This window comes from Streptomyces sp. NPDC006435, from assembly GCF_040612315.1.
In the GTDB taxonomy this organism is placed as follows: domain Bacteria; phylum Actinomycetota; class Actinomycetes; order Streptomycetales; family Streptomycetaceae; genus Streptomyces.
The window spans coordinates 19,093-37,753 of record NZ_JBEXPY010000038.1 but is presented as its reverse complement, the minus strand read 5'-3'; the positions used below and the strand labels follow the sequence as shown (position 1 = coordinate 37,753).

The 18,661-nt window shown below is 72.2% G+C and carries 15 protein-coding genes and 1 pseudogene; 9 read left to right on the top strand and 7 right to left on the bottom strand.

Annotated elements, in window-relative coordinates; translation table 11 throughout:
• Positions 1-208 precede the first annotated feature (208 nt).
• Positions 209-817, top strand: coding sequence for an ankyrin repeat domain-containing protein (locus tag ABZZ04_RS29845; RefSeq protein ID WP_356935329.1), 609 nt, complete (start codon positions 209-211; stop codon positions 815-817).
• Between the two features lie 85 nt (positions 818-902).
• Positions 903-2,429 (top strand): hypothetical protein, encoded by a 1,527-nt coding sequence (locus ABZZ04_RS29840; RefSeq protein WP_356935328.1) that lies wholly within the window; start codon positions 903-905, stop codon positions 2,427-2,429.
• A 95-nt stretch (positions 2,430-2,524) separates the two neighbouring features.
• Here the strand turns inward: ABZZ04_RS29840 and ABZZ04_RS29835 are convergent.
• Together ABZZ04_RS29835 and ABZZ04_RS29830 are read right to left on the bottom strand one after the other, a co-directional pair.
• Positions 2,525-3,055: pseudogene (locus tag ABZZ04_RS29835) on the bottom strand (SGNH/GDSL hydrolase family protein); the annotation flags it as partial.
• 137 nt (positions 3,056-3,192) lie between these two features.
• Positions 3,193-4,614, bottom strand: a complete 1,422-nt coding sequence (locus ABZZ04_RS29830; RefSeq protein ID WP_356935327.1) for an MFS transporter — start codon at positions 4,612-4,614, stop codon at positions 3,193-3,195.
• A 67-nt stretch (positions 4,615-4,681) separates the two neighbouring features.
• Between ABZZ04_RS29830 and ABZZ04_RS29825 the strand changes: the two genes are divergently transcribed.
• Positions 4,682-5,293 (top strand): TetR/AcrR family transcriptional regulator, encoded by a 612-nt coding sequence (locus ABZZ04_RS29825; protein WP_356935326.1) that lies wholly within the window; start codon positions 4,682-4,684, stop codon positions 5,291-5,293.
• Positions 5,294-5,474: 181 nt separating this feature from the next.
• Here ABZZ04_RS29825 and ABZZ04_RS29820 read toward each other — a convergent pair whose 3' ends face one another.
• A complete protein-coding gene (locus tag ABZZ04_RS29820) occupies positions 5,475-6,254 on the bottom strand; it encodes an NAD(P)H-dependent oxidoreductase (protein WP_356935325.1) in 780 nt (259 codons plus the stop codon).
• 139 nt (positions 6,255-6,393) lie between these two features.
• On the opposite strand from ABZZ04_RS29820, the gene ABZZ04_RS29815 reads away from it, so the two are divergent.
• Both ABZZ04_RS29815 and ABZZ04_RS29810 read left to right on the top strand, forming a co-directional pair.
• Positions 6,394-7,242, top strand: coding sequence for a helix-turn-helix transcriptional regulator (locus ABZZ04_RS29815; RefSeq protein WP_356935324.1), 849 nt, complete (start codon positions 6,394-6,396; stop codon positions 7,240-7,242).
• A 146-nt stretch (positions 7,243-7,388) separates the two neighbouring features.
• Positions 7,389-8,096: a tyrosine-protein phosphatase gene (locus ABZZ04_RS29810; protein ID WP_356935323.1), complete on the top strand. Its 708-nt coding sequence runs from the start codon at positions 7,389-7,391 to the stop codon at positions 8,094-8,096.
• Between the two features lie 244 nt (positions 8,097-8,340).
• Here the strand turns inward: ABZZ04_RS29810 and ABZZ04_RS29805 are convergent, their stop codons facing one another.
• Positions 8,341-9,996: an FAD-dependent monooxygenase gene (locus ABZZ04_RS29805; protein WP_356935322.1), complete on the bottom strand. Its 1,656-nt coding sequence runs from the start codon at positions 9,994-9,996 to the stop codon at positions 8,341-8,343.
• 103 nt (positions 9,997-10,099) lie between these two features.
• On the opposite strand from ABZZ04_RS29805, the gene ABZZ04_RS29800 reads away from it, so the two are divergent.
• Positions 10,100-10,636 carry a CGNR zinc finger domain-containing protein gene (locus tag ABZZ04_RS29800; RefSeq protein ID WP_356935321.1) on the top strand — a complete coding sequence of 179 codons (537 nt, stop codon included), beginning with the start codon at positions 10,100-10,102 and terminating at the stop codon, positions 10,634-10,636.
• A 46-nt stretch (positions 10,637-10,682) separates the two neighbouring features.
• On the opposite strand, the gene ABZZ04_RS29795 is transcribed toward ABZZ04_RS29800, so the two are convergent.
• Positions 10,683-12,020 carry a PLP-dependent aminotransferase family protein gene (locus tag ABZZ04_RS29795; RefSeq protein ID WP_356935320.1) on the bottom strand — a complete coding sequence of 446 codons (1,338 nt, stop codon included), beginning with the start codon at positions 12,018-12,020 and terminating at the stop codon, positions 10,683-10,685.
• Positions 12,021-12,108: 88 nt separating this feature from the next.
• On the opposite strand from ABZZ04_RS29795, the gene ABZZ04_RS29790 reads away from it, so the two are divergent.
• The 3 genes from ABZZ04_RS29790 (at position 12,109) to ABZZ04_RS29780 (ending at position 15,834) form a co-directional block, all read left to right on the top strand.
• Entirely contained in the window at positions 12,109-12,771 is a 663-nt protein-coding gene (locus ABZZ04_RS29790; RefSeq protein ID WP_356935319.1) for a DJ-1/PfpI family protein, read from the top strand.
• A gap of 45 nt (positions 12,772-12,816) precedes the next feature.
• The gene (locus tag ABZZ04_RS29785) at positions 12,817-14,313 is read left to right on the top strand and encodes a DUF4246 domain-containing protein (protein WP_356935318.1); all 1,497 of its coding nucleotides are present in this window, start codon (positions 12,817-12,819) and stop codon (positions 14,311-14,313) included.
• A gap of 372 nt (positions 14,314-14,685) precedes the next feature.
• Positions 14,686-15,834 carry a serine hydrolase domain-containing protein gene (locus ABZZ04_RS29780; protein ID WP_356935317.1) on the top strand — a complete coding sequence of 383 codons (1,149 nt, stop codon included), beginning with the start codon at positions 14,686-14,688 and terminating at the stop codon, positions 15,832-15,834.
• Between the two features lie 106 nt (positions 15,835-15,940).
• Here ABZZ04_RS29780 and ABZZ04_RS29775 read toward each other — a convergent pair whose 3' ends face one another.
• Both ABZZ04_RS29775 and ABZZ04_RS29770 read right to left on the bottom strand, forming a co-directional pair.
• Positions 15,941-17,386 (bottom strand): DUF3100 domain-containing protein, encoded by a 1,446-nt coding sequence (locus tag ABZZ04_RS29775; protein WP_356935316.1) that lies wholly within the window; start codon positions 17,384-17,386, stop codon positions 15,941-15,943.
• Entirely contained in the window at positions 17,383-18,660 is a 1,278-nt protein-coding gene (locus tag ABZZ04_RS29770) for an amidohydrolase (RefSeq protein WP_356935315.1), read from the bottom strand. The genes ABZZ04_RS29775 and ABZZ04_RS29770 overlap by 4 nt, the downstream gene beginning before the upstream one ends.
• Position 18,661 lies beyond the last annotated feature (1 nt).

Sequence of the window (18,661 nt, the reverse complement as noted above, 5' to 3'; positions counted from 1 at the left end):
GGAGGCGCGGTCGCGCTGCCAACGTACAAGGCCCCCGGGCCGTGCACCAGCGATTAACGCGGGCCCGCTCGTTGAGGGCCCCGGCCGGGTGGAGGGCCGCGGCCGTCGTGCCGACGTCCGCGGAGGAGAACGGGAAACTCCTCGTCACCCCGGCGTCCGAGCGGACCGCGGACGGCCCGGGTTCCCTGTCGCCGGGGATGATGGGGACATGGACATGCCTGATCGGCTGACGCGGGCCGCGGAGGACGGCGACGTGGCCGCGGTGGCGCAGTTGTTGGACGCGGGTGCCGAGGTGGACTCACCGAACAGTGTTCGGCGTACGGCGCTGGATCTCGCGGTGGGCGCGGGGCATGTCGATGTCGTCCGGCTTCTTCTCGCCTCGGGGGCGGATCCGTGCCGGCGGACGGGTGAGTACGACGAGTTGACGCCGATGCTCCGGGCGGCGATGCGCCCCGACGCCGAGATGGTCGGAGTGCTGCTCGATGCCGGGGCCTCCATGGACGCCCAGGGCCTGATGGAGTGGGTTCCGCTGGTGGTGGCGACCGGTGGGGACCAGGGCCACCCGTGGACCGTGGTTCTGCTCCTGGACCGCGGGGCGGACATCGATGCCGTGATGAAGGGCGGGACGGCTTTCGAGTACGCGGTCACCACCGGGAGGACGCTGATGGCGCGTTGGCTGCTCGGTCGCGGTGCGGCGCCGACGGAGTACGCCCTGGGCATGGCCTTCAGCCGGGCGCGGCAGTCGCCGGAGAACGCGAAGAAGTACGCGCCCGTCCTCAGCGCCCTGCACGCACGCGTCTCGGAGCTCGACGCCTGAACCCGGGCCGTTCCGAACCCGAACTCCGGTTGCTCCGAGCCTGAACCCCGTCGTTCCGGCCGCGGTCCGGGCAGGATGTCCTCCTGTGAACCATGTGTTGTGCGGCCTCGCCGCCAATGAAGCCCTGCCCTTCGAGCTGGTCCGGCGTCTGATCGCGGTCGCGGACGAGGACGTCGCCCACGGCCTCGCCGGTCGCGCGGACCTCAGCCGCGAGCAGGCGGTCGCCCTGGCCGCCCGCGTCGAGGAGAGCGCCGTACGACTCGCGTACGAGGGTCGGCTGACCGCTGCCGACGTCGACCCCCGTACCCGGCCGCAGGCCGCGCTCGCCCTGCTCGACGAGGGTTCCGGCGACCCGGAGTGGGCGCGGCTCTTCGCCCGGGACCCCGATGTCGAGCACCGGTCGAAGCTGGCCGCCTGTCCCGGGCTTCCGGCCGATGTGCGGGAGACGCTCGCCGCCGACCCGGACGTACGGGTCGTCGTGGAACTCGCGTCGTGGACCACGGCGGACCTGGCGGCCCGTCTGGCGCACCACCCGCATGCCGAGGTCCGCCGCGCGGTGGTGGCCAACGAGGCGACACCACCGCGGGTCCTGGCCATGCTGGTCACCGGCGAGGGACTGTCACCGGCGGAGCGGTGTCTGGTCTGCGACGCGGAGGAGACGCCCTTCGCGCACGATCCGAACTGTCCGCGGCCCGACTGCGACCTGCGGCCCGGTGCCTCGTGCGACGGTTCGCACGAGTCCACCCTCCACGATCTGGCGGAGCAGGCGTTGCAGAACCCCGCCACTCCGATCGAGGTTCTTCTCGGGTTCGCCGATCACCCTTCGACGCTGCTGCGCGGCTTGCTCGCCGCCCGTCCCGACCTGCCGCCGGAGACAGCGGCGCGGCTCGCCGGTGATCCCGTTCCCGGTGTCCGGGACGAACTCGCGGGGAACCCGGCGATCGGTGACGCCGTGATCCGTGTGCTGGCCGCCGACCGCGGTCACGACGTGCGGCGCTGCCTGGCGCACAACCCTCGTGTGCCGCTCGACGTGCTCTCCGAGCTGGCCGCCGCCACCAAAATCGGCCCGTCCCTGCTGCCGCGCATCGCCTCCGCCTCCTCCTCCGAGGTCGAGGATCTGGCCAGGTCGTCGAATCCGGTGCTGCGGATGCTCCTGGCCGAGCGGCGCGATCTGCCGGCCGGGATACGCGACGCGCTGACCGACGACCCCGACGCGAAGGTGGCCAAGTCCGTCGCGCGGCACCCCGGCCTCTCGGAGACCCGGTTGCGGGCCATGGTCGAACGTCACGGGGCCCAGGTCGCCGCCGGGGTGGCGGCCAACCCGGGGACCCCGCCCGCCCTGTTGGAGGATCTGGCCGGGCACGTACCGCCTGCCCGGAAGGCGCTGCGCGAGATCGCCCGGCACCCCGGCGCGACCGGCCCGGCGCTGCTCGTCTGTCTGGCGGACCGGCAGGCTCGGCGGGTGGCCGCCGGGCATCCGGCCGTGCCGCCGGAGGTCCTCGTCGAACTGCTCGCCGACGACGACTGGCAGGTGGGGGAAGCCGCCGCCGCCAACCCGTCCCTGCCACCGGCCGTCATGGCGGAGCTGGTGTCCGGGGCCGACGGGGCATAGGTCCGGCACCGGCCGACCGGGAAAGGAAGGGGGCCGGGTCGGTCGCCCGGATGCTCCCGGGCGTACTGGGCCAGTGTGGTCGCGATGGCTGCGAAGGCGACCGCGTGGCCTCGGGCGTTGGCGTGGACGCGGTCGGCGGCGTAGATGCCCGGGTCGGCGGCGAGCGGGTGGTGGTGGGTGTCGATGTGGATGCCGCCGAGTGCGCGTGCCAGCTCGGCGGTTACGCGGTCGAGCTCGTCGAAGCGGCGGGCCATGTTGTCGGCGTGTTCCGGCGGGACGAGGCCCGACCGGGCGAGGTCGAACAGACCGATGGTGACGACGAGGGCACCGCTCTCGGCGAGGGGCGTCAGGAGCGCGGCCAGTCGGGCCCGCAGCGTCTTCGGGTCGAAGCTGCGGAAGGCGTCGTTGCCGCCCGCGCTCACCATCACCACGTCCGGCCCGAAGTCCAGGGCGGGGATGAGCTGCTGGTCCCGTATCCCGTCGAGGAGCAGGTGGGGCGTGGCCAGGTTGACCGCGGCGAAGCCCGGGCGAGTGGCGGCGAGGGCGTCGGTGAAGCGGTCGGCGAAGGAGCGCTCGCGGTAGCCCGGGAGGAGGTCCATCACACCGGCGGTGACGCTGTCCCCCATCACGACCAGCCGGTTCCACGGGAGGTCGCGGAGCAGTTCGGCGGCGGTGTCCGGGGCCATGCAGTACGGGTCGGACAGCTCGGCGGCGAGGTCGGTGGGGTCGGCGAGGTCGGTGGGGGTCCGGTACGGCCGGGAGGTCATCGTCGGTCTCCTTCGAGGGGCCGGGTGGCGGCCGGGGATGCGGGGCGTGGCAGGGGCGGGGGTGCGACGCGCAGGGCGAGGCCGCCGACGGCGGCGGCCAGGTTGACGGCGGTGGCGAACCAGTACACGGCGGCGTAAGGCTGCGCGCCCGTACCGGAGACCTCCGCGACGATCACGGCCGTGGCGGCGATGCCGAGGCCGCCGCCGACCTGACGGGCCGCCATGACCATGCCTGTCGCGGCGGCGAAGTGCCGGGGCACGACGGAGAGCGCGGCGGCACCGGAGATGCCGACGGTGGCCATGCCGATGCCGACGCCCATCACCGTTCCGACCGGCAGCCAGAGCGTCCAGAAGCGCGGCTCGGTGTCGATCAGCAGGGCCAGTGCGGCCGTCGAGGCGGCGACGAGGACCGAGCCGCCCGCCACCGTCGTGCGCGGGGTGAGGGCGACGGGGAGCCGTCCGATGCCGATGCCGACCGCGGCGGTGACGAGCGCCGCCGGGCTCATCGCGAGACCGGCCTCCAGGGCGGAGTAGTTCCAGGCGTCCGTCATGAAGAGCACGCCGAGCAGCATCGTGGTGAACAGCGCGGCGCCGTACGCGAGGGAGACGCCGCTCGCGACGGCGAAGGGCCGGCTGCGGAAGAGGTCGAGTCGCAGCGCCGGTCGCGGGTGCCGGAGCGCCCGCAGCACGGTCGCCGTGCCCGAGAGCACGGCGACGCCGGAGGCGGCCGACACGTGCACCGAGGTCCAGCCGTGGTCGGGGCCCTGCGTCAGGCCGTACACCGCCGAACCGATGCAGAGGGCGAGCAGCAGACCGCCCACGAGGTCGGGGCCTTCGCCGGTACGGGACTCGCCGGTCAGCAGCTTCCGTCCGGCGATCAGCACCCAGCAGCCCACCGGCAGGTTGAGACAGAACAGCGCCCGCCAGTCGAGCGCCTCGACCATGACGCCGCCGACGGCGGGTCCCGCGGCGGCGGCCAGGGCTCCCGCCGCGCTCCACGTGCCGATCGCGGCGCGCCTGCGTTCGGCGGGGATCTCCGCGAGCACCAGCCCCAGCGACGCGGGTACCAGCAGGGCCGCCGCCAGGCCCTGGACGGCGCGGGCGCCGAGCAGCAGGGGCAGGGCCGGGGCCACGGCGATCAGCAGCGACGACGCGGTGAAGACGGCGACGCCGATCAGGAACAGGCGGGCGCGGCCGACCGCGTCGGCCAGCGGCCCGGCCGGGGCGAGCAGGGCGGCGAAGGGGATCACGTAGGCGGTGGCGACCCACGAGACGGTGGTCAGCGGGACGTCGAAGTCGTCGGCGATCGGCGGCACCGCCAGGTTGGTCACGGTGGCGTCGAGAAAGCTCAGGAAGGTGCCCGCGCAGGCGAGTAACAGGGCGAGGGAGGCCCGGCGGGTGGCGGCGGAAGGCGTCATGGCGAGGATTTAAGAGTACGATCGTTCGTACGTCAATGCCGTACGGTCGTTTGCTAAGCTGTCGGGCATGGCAGGACGTGCATCGGCTCAGGCAGCGCTCGAAACCCGACGGTCGGTCCTGCGCGCCGCCGCCGAGATCGCTTCCTCGGAGGGCCTGGACAGCGTCACCATCGGTCGGCTCGCGGACCGGTTGGGGATGAGCAAGGCGGGTGTGATCGGCCAGTTCCGCAGCAAGGAGAAGCTGCAGCTGGAGACGGTGGACCTGGTCCTGGAGGACGTCCGCACCCGGGTCTGGCAACCGGTGCGCCACCTCGACGCGGGGCTGCCCCGGCTGTTGGCCGTCTGCGCGTCCTGGGTGCGCTACGCCGCCGATCCCGGCTACTCCGGGGGCTGCCTGCTCACCCAGGTCACCTACGACTACGACGGCCGCACCGGCGCCGTGCACGACCGGATCGCCGAGGGCCGCACCCGCTGGCGGGACACCCTCCGCCACGACATCGACACCGCCGTCGCCGCCGGGGACCTCCCGCCCGGGACGGACGCGCCCCAGGTCGTCTACGGGCTGGAGTCCCTGGCCGCCGGCATCACCCCGGCGCGGCTCCTCCACGGCGACAGCCGGGCGGAGGAGTGGGCGCTGCGCGGCATGCACGCCGTCCTGGGCGTCCCCGCCACGGACTGACTCCCCGCCACGGACCGACGCCCACGGCGGACGGCCCCTCGGGGGACGGACCGGTTCCCGGGACGAGCCAGTACCCGGGACAGACCGGCGCCCTGGGCACGACCGACCCCCGCACGCGGGAAGGCCCGCACAACACAGCGGTTCCTTCCCGAGGCCCTCCCCTCGTCCTCCTCGTCGGCGGTCAGCCGCGCACGTGCAGCCCGAAACCCGTGCGGCCCGCGGGCTCCAGGCCCTCCTTCAGGTTCAGCGAGGGGATCTCGTAGTCGCCGAAGTTCTGCCGCCGGAACGCGATCGGCTCGGTCGACTCCAGGGTGAGCAGGCGCCGTTCCCAGGCCCTGGCGACGGCCGGGTACTCCGCGTCGCCCATCCGGTCGGCGCCGTACAGCACGAACGGCGGCAGCACCTCGATGCCCGGGTGGTAGAGGATGCCGTGGTGGATCGGGAACAACAGGTCGTCGATGGGGCCGTTGATCCCGCGGGCGGCGTAATGCGACTCCGGGCCGCCGACGGTCACCGACAGCAGGGCCCTCCTGCCCGTGAGGGTTCCCTCGCCGAAGCGCTCGCCGTACTTGGTGTCGCTGTGTTCGCCGACGCCGTACGCGAAGCGGTGGGTGAACACCCGGTCCACCCAGCCCTTGAGGATCGCGGGCATGGTGTACCACCACAGCGGGAACTGGAGGATGACCGTGTCGGCCCACAACAGCTTCTCCTGCTCGGCGATGACGTCCGGAGTGAGCGTCCCGGCGCCGAAGGCCCGGCCCGAGTCCCGGGCGACCTTCAGCGGACTCGACGCGTGGGAGCCGTAGTCCCCGGCGTCCACGACCGCCTTCCAGTTCATCGCGTACAGATCGCTCACCCGCACCTCGTGCCCGGCGCCCTCCAGCGTGGACACCGCGAGGTCCTTCAGCGAGCCGTTGAGCGACTTCGGCTCCGGGTGGGCGTGGACGATCAGCGTCTTCATGGGAACTCCTTCGGATCGGATGCCTTCGATCCTGGGCTCCCCGGCGCCCGGCGTTCAGGGGCGCCCCTTCCGCAGGACGGGACTTCCTGGTATCGGCAGGGCCACCTTCGCCGACGGCGCCGAGGCCATACTGGAGGGCATGGACGATCTCGCGGGCTTTCTGCGGACCCGGCGTTCCCGGGTCGCCCCGGCAACCGTCGGCATCCCCGTCGACAGCCGCCGCCGGGTCGAAGGGCTGCGCCGCGAGGAGATCGCGCACCTGTCCGGAGTCAGCGTCGACTACTACGTGCGCCTGGAGCAGGGCCGCGCGACCCAGCCCTCCGAGCAGGTGCTCGACGCGCTCGCCCGCGTCCTCGGCCTCGACGAGACCGAACGCGGGCACCTCGACCGGCTCGCGCGGCAGCGCCGCCGCCGCGCGAAGGCGCCGGGCGGGCGGGTCCGGCCGGAACTGCTGCGCGTCCTCGACCTGGTCGTCGACGCGCCCGCGCTCATCATGGACCACCGCCTGGACGTGCTCGCCGGGAACCGGCTCGCCGGGCTCCTCTTCGGCCGGCCGATGCCGGGTCTGAACACCGCCCGGCACATCTTCCTGGAGGAGGCCGAGCGCGGCCTCTACGCGGACTGGGAGCAATGCACCCTCGACGTGGTCGGACACCTGCGCCTGGCCGCCGGCAAGTACCCCGACGATCCCCGACTTGCCTCGCTCATCGGCGAGTTGGCGATGGGCAGTGAGCGTTTCCGCCGTCTGTGGGCCCGTGCGGACGTGCGCGCCCGCACGCACGGGCGCAAGGCGTACCGGCACCCGCTGGTCGGACCGCTGGACCTGCACCAGGAGAACTTCGCGCTGCCGGACGAGTCGGGCATGGAGCTGTTGGTGCTGTCCGCGGCCCCCGGCAGCCCCGCCGAGGACGGGCTGCGCCTGCTCGCGGGCCTGGACGCGGACAGCGGTGACGCGCATCTCGCGGTGAACGCCCGGGTCCGCGAGTAGAGCGTGTCTCCCCGGGCACTCGTCCGGGCCCGGCGACAGACCGCTGCCACAACATTCCCGGCCCGCACCGCAAACCGGAATCATGCCCCGGAAGCATGCGCAACCCCTGAAACAGCCCTCTGAACGTGAAAACGTACAGTGAACCGATGATGATCAATGGGGTGGGAGCAACCGCGCCGGCCGGTATCGACGGGGTGCGGAACTTCCGGGACGCCGGCGGAGTCGGGGAACTGCGCCCCGGTGTCCTCCACCGGTCCGGCGCGTTGCACACGATGTCGGCGAAGGGGGCACGCGAGCTGGAGGGCCTGGGGGTGCGTGCGGTCGTCGACCTGCGCAGTCGCCCCGAGGTCACCGACCGGCCGGATGCCCTGCACGGGGCGGCGATCAGATACCTGCATGTCCCGGTGTTCGCCGAACAGCGGTGGCCGCAGGAGCAGATGGAGCTCTACCCGTCGATGGCCGAGCATTCCGGCCGTGCTGTGCTGGCAGTGCTGCGACACCTGCGCGCCGAGGGCGCGGGACCAGTGCTCGTCCACTGCGCATCGGGGAAGGACCGGACCGGTGTCGTGGTCGCCCTCGTGCAGACACTGTTCGGGGCGTCCGAGACGGAGGTGATCGCGGACTTCGTGCGTTCCAACACCGAACTGGGTCTGCCCGTCGCGCAGCCGTCGGGCCCACGGGGACACAACACCCTGCCGGTCACGGCCGGACATCTTCGTCGCGCGCTGTTGTGGATCCGCAGTCACCACGGTTCCGTACCCGCCTTCCTCCGGGCTCAGGGCGCCACGGAGGAAGACCTCTCCGTGCTGCCCGGCAAAGCATCAGCGACCCACCTGTCCGCCACTTCCTCTTGACCTCCACCGCTCATCAGGGAGAAACGCTCCGACTCGGCAACGCCCGTCCGTCGGCTCCTGTCCGGCAGTACCCGCCCGACGGGGAATCGGCCCGGGGAATCCACGTCGCCCGGTGAACGCGTCCTGTGGCCCGGGGGTCGCGGTGGTGCACGTTCCCCGATTCCCTTCCGCGGGGCGGGTCCGGGCCGTGCCGGTGGGCAGTCGTCCTCGCCCCGCCGAGCCGCCGGACCGTGCCGGCGGGGGATCACGGTGCCGCGAGTACGCGCCGTACGAGGGCCGGGAGCGTCGACAGGTCCGCCGGGCGGGCGCCGCGCCAGGCGATGTGCCCGTCGGGGCGCACCAGGAGCGCGGCGTCCGCGTGTTCGGTGCCGAGCACGCTCGGCCATCGGCCGGGTTCCGCCTCCCGCTGGGTGCCGGTGCGGATGGTGCGGAGGGCGAGGGGGACGCCCGCCTGCCGTACGGCCTCGGCCTGCCGCTGCCACTCCGGGTCGCCGTCGGCCACGAGCAGGGTGAAGCCGGGGCCGATGAGGTCGAGGGTGGATGTCACTCCTGCGGGGCCTCCGGTGAGGCGGACGTGGGGGACGCGCTCCCCCGGCCGGCAGCCGGGGCGGTAGCCGGACGCGTTCAGGGGGCCGGGGGCGCCGGCGGGTTCGGGGTCGGGGACGGAGTCGCCGGCGGGGGCGGGTCCGGGGGCGGAGTCGTCGGCGGGACCGGGGGCGGGGACCGGGTCGTCGGCGGGGTCGGGGATGACCGCGGCGGAGCGGTAGGCGGCGGTCAGGAGGAGTTCGTCGTCGATGCGGTAGCCGGCCCGGTTCGTCGCGTTGGCCGTGGAGATGTCGATGACCTGGCGCGCGAGGGGGCGCCGCTCGTCCCCGTAGGTGTTCAGCAGTGCCTCGTCGGCGTGTCCGGCGATGACGGCGGCGAGTTTCCAGGCGAGGTTGTCGGCGTCGCCGATTCCGGTGTTCATGCCGTGCCCGCCGGTCGGCGGGACGACGTGGGCGGCGTCGCCCGCCAGCAGGACGCGTGAGCGGCGGTAGGCGTCGGCGAGCCGGGCGTCCATGCGCCAGGTCATCGTGTCGCGGATGGTCACGTCCAGGTCGGGGATGCCCGCGGCCGTACGGACGAGCCCGGCCAGGAGCCGGTGGTCCGTCGGATCCGCCGCCGCGTCCGCGCCGAGGGGGTACTGGTAGATCCAGTGGCGGTCGTTGTCGACGGCCATGAACCCGCCCCGCCCCGGGACGGTGAGGAAGTACGAGGCGCTGGCGCGGTCGGCCACCGCCCGGCCCAGGGGCGCCTCGAAGCGGATGCTCAGGTACCGCCCCAGGCCGGTCGGGCCCTCCATCGCGATGCCGGCCCCGGCCCGCACGGTGCTCGCGGCGCCGTCGCAGCCGACGAGCCAGTCCGCCCGCAGACGGTCCCGGCGGCCGGTGGCCCGCTCCTCGACGACGGCCCGCACGCCGAGGCCGTCATCGGTGAAGGAGACCAGCCGGGTGCCGAACCGGACCCGGGAACCGGCCAGTTCCTCGGCACGCCGCAGCAACAGGGGCTCCAGGACGTCCTGGGAGCAGATGAGGCCCGGCGACGGCGTGTGCTCGGGGCCCTCGTCGGGCTCCTGGGCGGGACCGGTGCGGACGTGGTCGGGGTCGACCAGGTCGCGGCCCCGGTAGAAGCGGACCTGCTCGGGCGGCAGCCCCGCGGCGCGGACCGTTCCCTCCAGCCCGATGCGCCGGAAGATCTCCATGGACCGGGCCGAGACGCCCCGGGCCTTCGGATGGAGCGAGGTGGCGGGGTGGGCCTCGATCAGCACATGGTCCACGCCGTGGCCCGACAGCAGACAAGACAGGGTCAGACCGACGGGTCCGCCCCCGACGACCAGCACGGACGTATGCGACTCGGCCACGGGAAGCCTCTTTCCACCTGCGCGAACGACCGCGTAACGACTAAGTATTTTTTAGACGTTACCATGGTGGGGTGATGCCGCCCCATCGAAACGGGAGAAGCCCATGGACCAGCGGTTCGCCGACGACAACCCACGCGGCCTGTACTTCCTTGCCGATCTGGTCAACGCCGTGCAGGACGGGAGCGGGGCCACACCGGCCGGACTCGAGGCCGTGGTGGAAGCGCACGGCGGTCAGCCGCTGCGGCTGACCGCGACCACCGCGGAAGAGATGCGGGAGGCCGTCGCGGTCGTCGCCGGAATCCTGGACACGAAGGACGAGGACAGCGCCGCCGAGGCCATCAACGTCCTGCTCGACCGGTACCCCGCCCGGCCCCGGCTGGCCCGCCTGCCGGGGCGCCGCTGGTCGCTCCACACCCAGGCGCCCCAGGACTCACGACCGGCCCCGTGGCTGCTGTCCACCGCCGCACTCGCCCTGGCGCTCTGGCTCGGCGAACGCGGCTACTGCGCATGGGGCCGCTGCGCCGCGCCCGGATGCGACCGGTATTTCATCGACACGGGGCGCCGCGCACCGCAACGCTACTGCTCGCCCCGCTGCGGAACCCGGGTCCGGGTCGCCGCCCACCGCAACCGGGGCCAGTGAGCCCTTCGACGCCCGTACGGACAGGAGCCGCCCGGCCAGGGGGAGTTCAGGCGCAGGCGTCCTCCACGGCGACTCGCCGCACCGTGCGCAGCGTCGAGCGGAGGCTGTCCGGATCGGTCGAGCCCAGGGCGAGGCGGAGCGCCTGCGGTGTGCGGGCCGAGGTGCTGAACGGCTCGGCCGTGGTCACCGAGATGTTCCGGCGGGCGAGGGCGGCCGTCAGACGGTCGGCGCGCGCTTCGTCGGGCAGCGGCAGCCAGGTGAAGTACGACGAGGGGTGGCCGATGAGCGGGAGCCCCGCCAGCTCCTGCCGCGCGATCGCCTGGCGCGCCCTGGCGTCCTCCCGCTTCCGGGCCTCCAAGTGGTCCACCGTGCCGTCGTCGAGCCAGCGGCAGGCGATCGCGGTGGTGAGGGCCGGGGTGTTCCAGGTGGTCGCCCGGATCGCGCGTTCGAGCGACGGCACCGCAGCCGGCGGGGCGACGACGAAGCCGACCCGCAGGCCGGTGGCGACGCTCTTGGACAGTCCCGAGACGTGGACGGTGATGTCCGGCGCGGTCGCGGCCAGGGGCGGTGGCGGGTTCTCGACCAGGTAGGCGTAGGAGGCGTCCTCGATGAGGAGCGGGCCGTACCGGCGGGCGATCTCGATCAGGCGGATCCGGTCGGCCGCCGGCATGACCCGGCCCAGGGGGTTGTGCAGGGTGGGCATGGTGTAGATCGCGCGCACGGGGCGGGTCGCGCACAGCCTTTCGAGGGCGTCGAGATCCGGTCCGTCGGCTGTTGCGGGGACGGGCTCCAGGTCGAGGTGGAGGGCGTGCGCGAGCACCTTGAAACCCGGGTAGGTGAGTGCGTCGACCGCGACGACGTCGCCGGCGTCGAGCGCGGCCATGACGGTGACGGCCAGGCCGTGCTGCGCGCCGTTGGTGATGAGGATCCGGTCCGCGTCGGTGGTGATTCCCCGGCGTTCCAGGTGCCGTGCGACCGAGACCCTGTCCTGGGGGCGCCCCCGATGGGGCTGGTAGCGCAGCAGCGATTCGAGATCGCCGGAGGTGGCCACCTCGCGCAGGGCCTGCCGGAGGAGATCGGCCTGTCCGGGCAGCGACGGGCAGTTGAAGTTGAGGTCGACCGCGTCGGTGGCCACGGCCTGCTGATCGATGCCGTGGCCGGCGGGAACCGCGATGTCGCGCACGAACGTGCCGCGGCCCTGTTCCCGGCTCACCAGCCCCATCGCCTCCAGCTCGGCGTACACCCGGGTCGCGGTCACCACGGCGATGCCCTCGCGGGCGGCGAGTCCGCGGTGCGTCGGCAGCCGTACGCCCGCGGCGAGCCGCCCGGTCCGGATGTCGGCGGCGAACGAGTCGACCAATGCTTTGTACCGCGGGGCTGCCATGTGCCGGATTGTATCCATGACAATTCTTTGACTGTCCTGTTCGCGGCTTCCTACCGTCGGGGTCCACCCATCCGGAAGGACAGCCGTCGTGCACATCGCCATCCTCACCTTCGAGGGCTACAACGAACTCGACTCCCTGATCGCACTCGGTGTGCTCAACCGCGTCAGGGCCGACGACTGGCGCGTCACCATCGCCACCCCGGGCCCCAGGGTGACGTCGATGAACGGGGTGGTCATCGAGCAGATGTCCACCCTTGAGGAGGCGTGCGCCGCCGACGCCGTGATCATCGGCAGCGGCATCGCCACCCGCGAGGTCGTCGAGGACCCGGCGATCATGGGCATCCTGCGGGGCCTGGACCCCTCGCGCCGGCTCATCGCCGCGCAGTGCTCCGGCGCGCTCGTGTCGGCCAGGCTCGGCCTGCTCCACGACATCCCCGCCTGCACCGACCTGATCACCAGGCCCTGGGTCGCCGCCGCCGGCGTCGAGGTGCTCGACCAGCCCTTCTACGCCAGGGGCAACATCGCCACCGCCGGTGGCTGCCTGGCCTCGCACTACCTCGCCGCCTGGGTCATCGCCCGCCTCGCGGGCAAGGAGGCCGCCGACGACGCACTGCACTATGTCGCCCCGGTCGGCGAGAAGGAGGAGTACGTGGAGCGCGCCTGGCGCAACATCACTCCCTACCTGCCCGATCCCGCACCGGTCATGACCAGGGCCGCGGCTGCGGCTGCGGCTGCGGTGTCAGTGCGCTGAAGTATCCTTCCGGCCGCTGAACATCGACTGGGAGGATCGAGAGAATTGACCGGCCTGTCCGCTTTCCCGCTGCCCTTTCTTGCTTCCTACGGAATATCGTTCAAGAAACCCCGAACGCTGCGGGAACTCGAGATGATGCAGTGCAGCGCCCACATCCGGGCGAAATCGGAGTGGTTCGAAAAGATGAACGACGCCGAAATCGTTGCCAAGTGGACGAAAGAAGCGACCGAGCAGGGTCTGACCGAAGCCCAGATTCGTTATGTGCTCGCCGAACTGGCGTATTACGCCGGGCTGCGGGACGAACGGACCGGCATCGAGGCGTCCACCGTCGACGGGGTGTGGCAGTCGGACACACTGATCGACGAAGAGCTCAGGTCCCGGCTGCGCGGGGCGGTCCGGGTCCTGGAGCAGGTTCCCGAAGCGGAGAAGGACTGGCATCCGGGATCCGACGGCCAGGTGCTGGATCTGGTCCATCCCTCGTTGTTCTGCCTCGTGCGGCAGGCGAGCGGAGCGCCCGAGCATGTCTGGGAGACCTCGGAGGCCAGCAGGACCCGGTACGAATTCTCGGAGAATTTCCAGTGGTTGCCCACGGATGTCGAGATCGGTGACGACGGCGAAATCGCCTTCCGTTCGTACGTCAACAACGTCCACCCCGTGGATCACACGGAACTCGCCTCCGTCCTGCCGGACCTGTTCGCACGCATGCGCCCGCTGCTGGAGAACGTGCTCACCGATCTGCACAATCCGCGTCCCCCGCGGATCGACGCCGATCCCTACGCGTGGTACAACGAGGCCCCCGACAAGCCGGTCGAGCCCGACCCCGACGACGAAAAGGCCCATCTCGCCTGGGAGATGGCCGAGGCCAAATGGTGGTACGAACGTCTTCCGGTCGTCCCGGACGCCCCGGAATTCGTCCCGCCCGCGCTGCCCGACGACTCCTCCCGCGTCGACCTGCGCGGCCGCCGGCTCCAGGTCATCGTCAAGCTCGCCACCATTCACCTCACCCCGGAGAAGCCCGAGTACTCCGGCGGTTCCTGGCATGTCGAGGGGATGTTGAACGAGCGGATCGTCTCGACCGGAATCTACTACTGGGACAGCGAGAACATCACCGAGAGCCAGTTGAGTTTCCGGGCGGCACTCGACGACCCGGACTACGAGCAGAACGACGACGACGGCGTGAGCGAGATGTACGGCCTGTCGAACGAGGACCCGCTGAACCAGCTGTTGGGATCGGTGTCGACCCCGGCGGGCCGCTGCCTGGCGTTCCCGAACATCCTGCAGCACCGCATCGGCTCGTTCCGCCTCGCGGACCCCACCGCGCCGGGGTACCGCAAGATCCTCGCGTTCTTCCTGGTCGACCCGTCGGAGAGGATCGTCTCGACATCCGATGTGCCGCCGCAGCAGCCGTGGGCGGAGACTTCGACCATGACGCTGGAGCAGGCCAAGGAATACCGCGAACAGCTCATGCAGGAACGCAAGTTCTTCGTCGACGAGCACAACTACGAGCTCTACGAACGGCCGTTCTCCCTGTGTGAGCACTGAGCCCTCGCCATCGCTCCCCCGCCGCCGACTCCGCCGAAACCCGCCACCGGGGCCGTACGCGGCATTCTTGCGGCCAGGTGCGGCACGGACTCGTGGGGGGCCGTCTTCTTCCGGATCACCTGACTGACCGGAAGAAAACGGCGGCGAGGCAAAGCACTGCGACGAAGACCGCGGAGAAGTCTCGGTGTTCTTATGGGGGGCAGCCCCCGGCGCCGCCCTGAGGACAGCCCATCGGCACGTCGGGGGAAGGCCGGATGGGCGGGCCCGCTCCCCGCTGGTGGGATGGTCGCCAACTGTCGGCTGCGGGGGCGACGGGCCATGGGCTGAAGGTCCCCGAACTCGCAGGCGACCTGAACAGGGAAGGCGATCACCATGCGTGTATCGGGAAGGCGTCGGCGCTGCCTGCTCGCCCTGAGTGGCCTGGCCGCGGTCGTCCTCGCCGCGTCGACCGGTCCGACGGCGGCGGCGGGGCCGCGGTCGGCCGATCCGCTCCGACAACAGGTGGAGGCGATCCACCGCACCGGGGCCATCGGTGTGTCCGCCGAGGTGACGTCACCGGACACGCGCGACAGCGCGCACGCCGGGACGGCCATGAAGGGCTCCGGAAGGCCGATGCCTCAGAACGGAAGGTTCCGGATCGGCAGCGCCACCAAGACCTTCACCGCCGCGATCGTGTTGCAACTCGTCGGCGAGGGGCGGATGTCCCTGGAGGACACCGTCGAGCACTGGCTGCCGGGACTGGTCCGGGGCAACGGCAACGACGGCGGCCGGATCACCGTGCGGCAGCTGCTGCGGCACACCAGCGGCATCCCCGACGTCGAGCCGGAGATACCCGCGTTGAACACCGCAGCCGGCTACCGGGCCGAGCGACTCCGCACCCACACTCCCGAGGAGTTGGTGCGACTGGCGATGCGGCACCCTCCCGTCTTTCCCCCGGGCACCGGCTGGTCGTACTCCAACACCAACTACACCCTCGCCGCGATGATCATCCACGAGGTCACCGGCCGGAGTTGGGCGCGGGAGGTCACCGACCGGATCATCCGCCCGCTGAGCCTGGGGGACACCGGTGCACCCGGCACCTTCCCGTTCGTCCCGGGCCCGCATGCCCGGGGCTACGCCGCGTTCGGCACCGGCACCGACATCGACGTCACGACGCTCGATCCGAGCATGGCCGTCGGCTCCGGCTCGATCATCAGCACCACGCACGACCTGAGCCGGTTCTACGCCGCACTGCTCGGCGGCCGTCTGCTGGGTTCGGCACAACTCGACGAGATGACGGCCACCGGGCCCGCGCCCGGCCTGGGTGCGAGGTACGGACTCGGTCTGGGCGAGATCCCGCTGTCCTGCGGCGGCAGCTACTTCGGCCATCCGGGCGAACTGCTCGGCTATCACACCTGGGGTGGCGTCACCCGGGACGGGACCCGGACCGTCGTGGTGTACACCACCGGTGACGGCGGCCAGGACACCCGACAGGCCATGAGCGCGCTCGTGGACCGGGAGCTGTGCCGGACCCGCTCCTGACCGCCGGTCGGCAGCGGGGATGGCGCCGGACACGGGAGACGCTCCCGCCCCGCGCCGTTCGGCGCGGGGCGGGGCGGAGGCCGTCTCCGGCGGATGTCCGGCGGGGTCAGCCCCACGCGCCGAGGGTGAACTCCGCGATCACCACCGAGAGCAGGAACGAGGCGGTGATCGCGACGAGTCCGACCGGGACGATCTTCCAGCCGATGTGACGCAGCAGCGGCAGGTCCTTGCCCAGCGACAGTCCCGCGAGGGTCAGCATGATCGTGGCGATGGACAGGAAGTCCACCGAGCCGACCAGGCCGTTGAGGCTGTCGGAGGCGAAGAACCACGGGCTGGACACATACGCGCCGACCGTGGTGATCCACACGATCGCGGAGACCTTCCGGCTGACCCTGGCGAGGAACAGGCCGAGCAGCACCAGGCCCAGCAGTACGGCGTAGCCGCCGACGATGTCCCAGCCGATCGTGCCGGCCGCGACGGAGGCGGTACCGAGGCCGAGCACCGTCAGGACGCCGAGCGAGAGCGGGAGCGGGAGCCTGATCTCGCCCGAGGCGGCGGCGACCTCCTCCCGGAAGGCGCGGTTCGCGGCGGCGTCGTCCTTCTGAACGGCCGGGGCAGCGGGGGCGGCCGGGGCCACAGGGACGGCCGGGACGTCGGGAGTACCGGGGACGGCCGGGGTGGCGGGAGTACCGGGGACGGCCGGGGCGGCGGGCGTCGTCGTCCCCGGCGTGCGGGTGTTCTGGCGGCGGGTGAGGAAGCGGTAGAACCGGTCCGCCAGCGGCAGTGCCACGTAGATGCCCACGTAGACCCCGAGGATGGTGGTGATGAGGTTCGACACCGCCGCCATGCCGAGGATGGCCTCCTCGTGCCCCGGGTAGGCGGCCACGATGCTGGCCGACGAGGCGGCCATCATCGATCCCGAGCCGACGCCCGCGCCCATGGCGAGGGCCAGCGGGTCGAAGATGTTCCAGTTCGACACCAGCGAGGTCAGGAGCGTGATGAACACCGCTCCGAACATCGTGCCGAACACGTACATGGCCAGGACACCCCGGTACTGGTCGGAGTCCGGCCCGTACTTCTCCGAGACCATCGCGAAGGACGGCTCGCGGTCCAGCGAGAAGGTGGCCCCGACCGTGGCCTTGCCCAGACGCAGTGCGACGGCGAGCGGCAGGGCCACCGCCACCGTGCCCAGGAGGTGGCCGATCTCCTGGAGCAGCAGTGCGGGCCCGGCCTTGACGAGCGTCGGCAGGCTGGGGCCGATGTTGAAGGCGAGCCGGGCGACCAGGAGCATCACGGCCACGCCGACGAGCGCGGACGCCACCTTCTGGAGGCGGATGCCGAGGGGGCGGACCTTCTGGACCGACACCAGCAGGCCCAGGATCAGCCCCCACACCATGGGGAAGACGATGACGGAACCGACGCCCAGGTCGATGTCGAGCTGCCCGACGGCCTGCACGACCAGGGCGATGACCAGGGCCAGGGCGGCGATCGGCAGGGTCTGGCGCGCCCCGGCGACGCGGTCCTCGGCAACGGTGGTGGTGGGGGTGCTCATCTCGTCACCGCCTCCTCGCCGCCGTCGCGGCGGTGGGCCGCGGCGACGAAACGCCGCCGGTGTTCGGTGTCGACCGCGGCGTCCGCGACGGTCCGGGCGAGGGCACGGGCCGCCTCGAACATCATGTCGTACGCCACGGGCGTGTCGGCGACGGCCGCGAAGGCGTGGGAGTGGATGGGCGCGTCGGCTCCCGGGATGCTCAGCCACGGATGCAGGCTGGGGATGACCCGGCTGATGTTGCCCATGTCGGTCGAGCCGCCGGCGAGCCGGCCGCCGGAGGTGACGTCCCGCCCGAAGGAGGCCATGGCCGCCGTCCAGAAGCCCGCCAGCGCTTCGTCCTGCACGAGCGGTTCGTAGAGCGGCTCGGTGGCCTCCACGGTCAGCTCGGTGCCGGTCGCCAGGGCCGCGCCCTCGAAGCACCGCCGGACGCGCTCCAGCAGCGTCTCGTACTCGGGCAGGGTGAACGCCCGGCACTCGAAGTCGACGGCGGTCCGCTCGGGGATGATGTTGGTGGCGGCACCGCCCTCGGAGACGAACAGCGCCACCCGCTGGTCGCCCGGCAGTTGCTGGCGCAGCAGGCCGACGGCCACCTGGGAGAGCGTGGCGGCGTCGGCGGCGTTCACGCCCTGGTGGGGTGCGGCCGCGGCGTGCGCCGCGCGTCCCCGGAACACGGCCCGGTACCGGCCGACCGCCTGCGAGGTGCTCCCGGCGGGGTTGTGGCCGATCCCGTCCTGCACCGGGTGGACCATCAGGGCCAGGCCCACTCCGTCGAACGCGCCGGCCTCCAGCAGCAGCGTCTTGCCGCCGCCGTGCTCCTCGGCCGGGGTGCCGATCGCCTTCAGTGTGATGCCGAGTTCGTCGGCGTACGGGGCCAGGGCCAGTGCGGCGGCCACCGAGGCACCGGCGATGAGGTTGTGGCCGCAGGCGTGGCCGATCTCGGGCAGCGCGTCGTACTCGACGCAGAGCGCGACCGTCAGCTCGCCGCTGCCCGCGGTGGCGGTGAACGCGGTCGGCAGGCCGCCCGTGCCGTGCTCGACCGTGAACCCGCCCGCGGCGAGCAGTTCGGTGATCGCCGCGGCGGACCCGGTCTCCTGGAAGGAGGTTTCGGGGTGTGCGTGCAGGCTGCGTGCCAGTTCGAGCACGCGGTCCTGCCAGTCCGACACACCGGTGGAGATGCCGGTGGAGATGCCGGTCCCGAGCCGGCCGCGGACGTCGGCTCCGGTGTCGGTGGGATCGGTGGGATCGGTGGGATCGGTGGGATTGTTCGTGGCCACG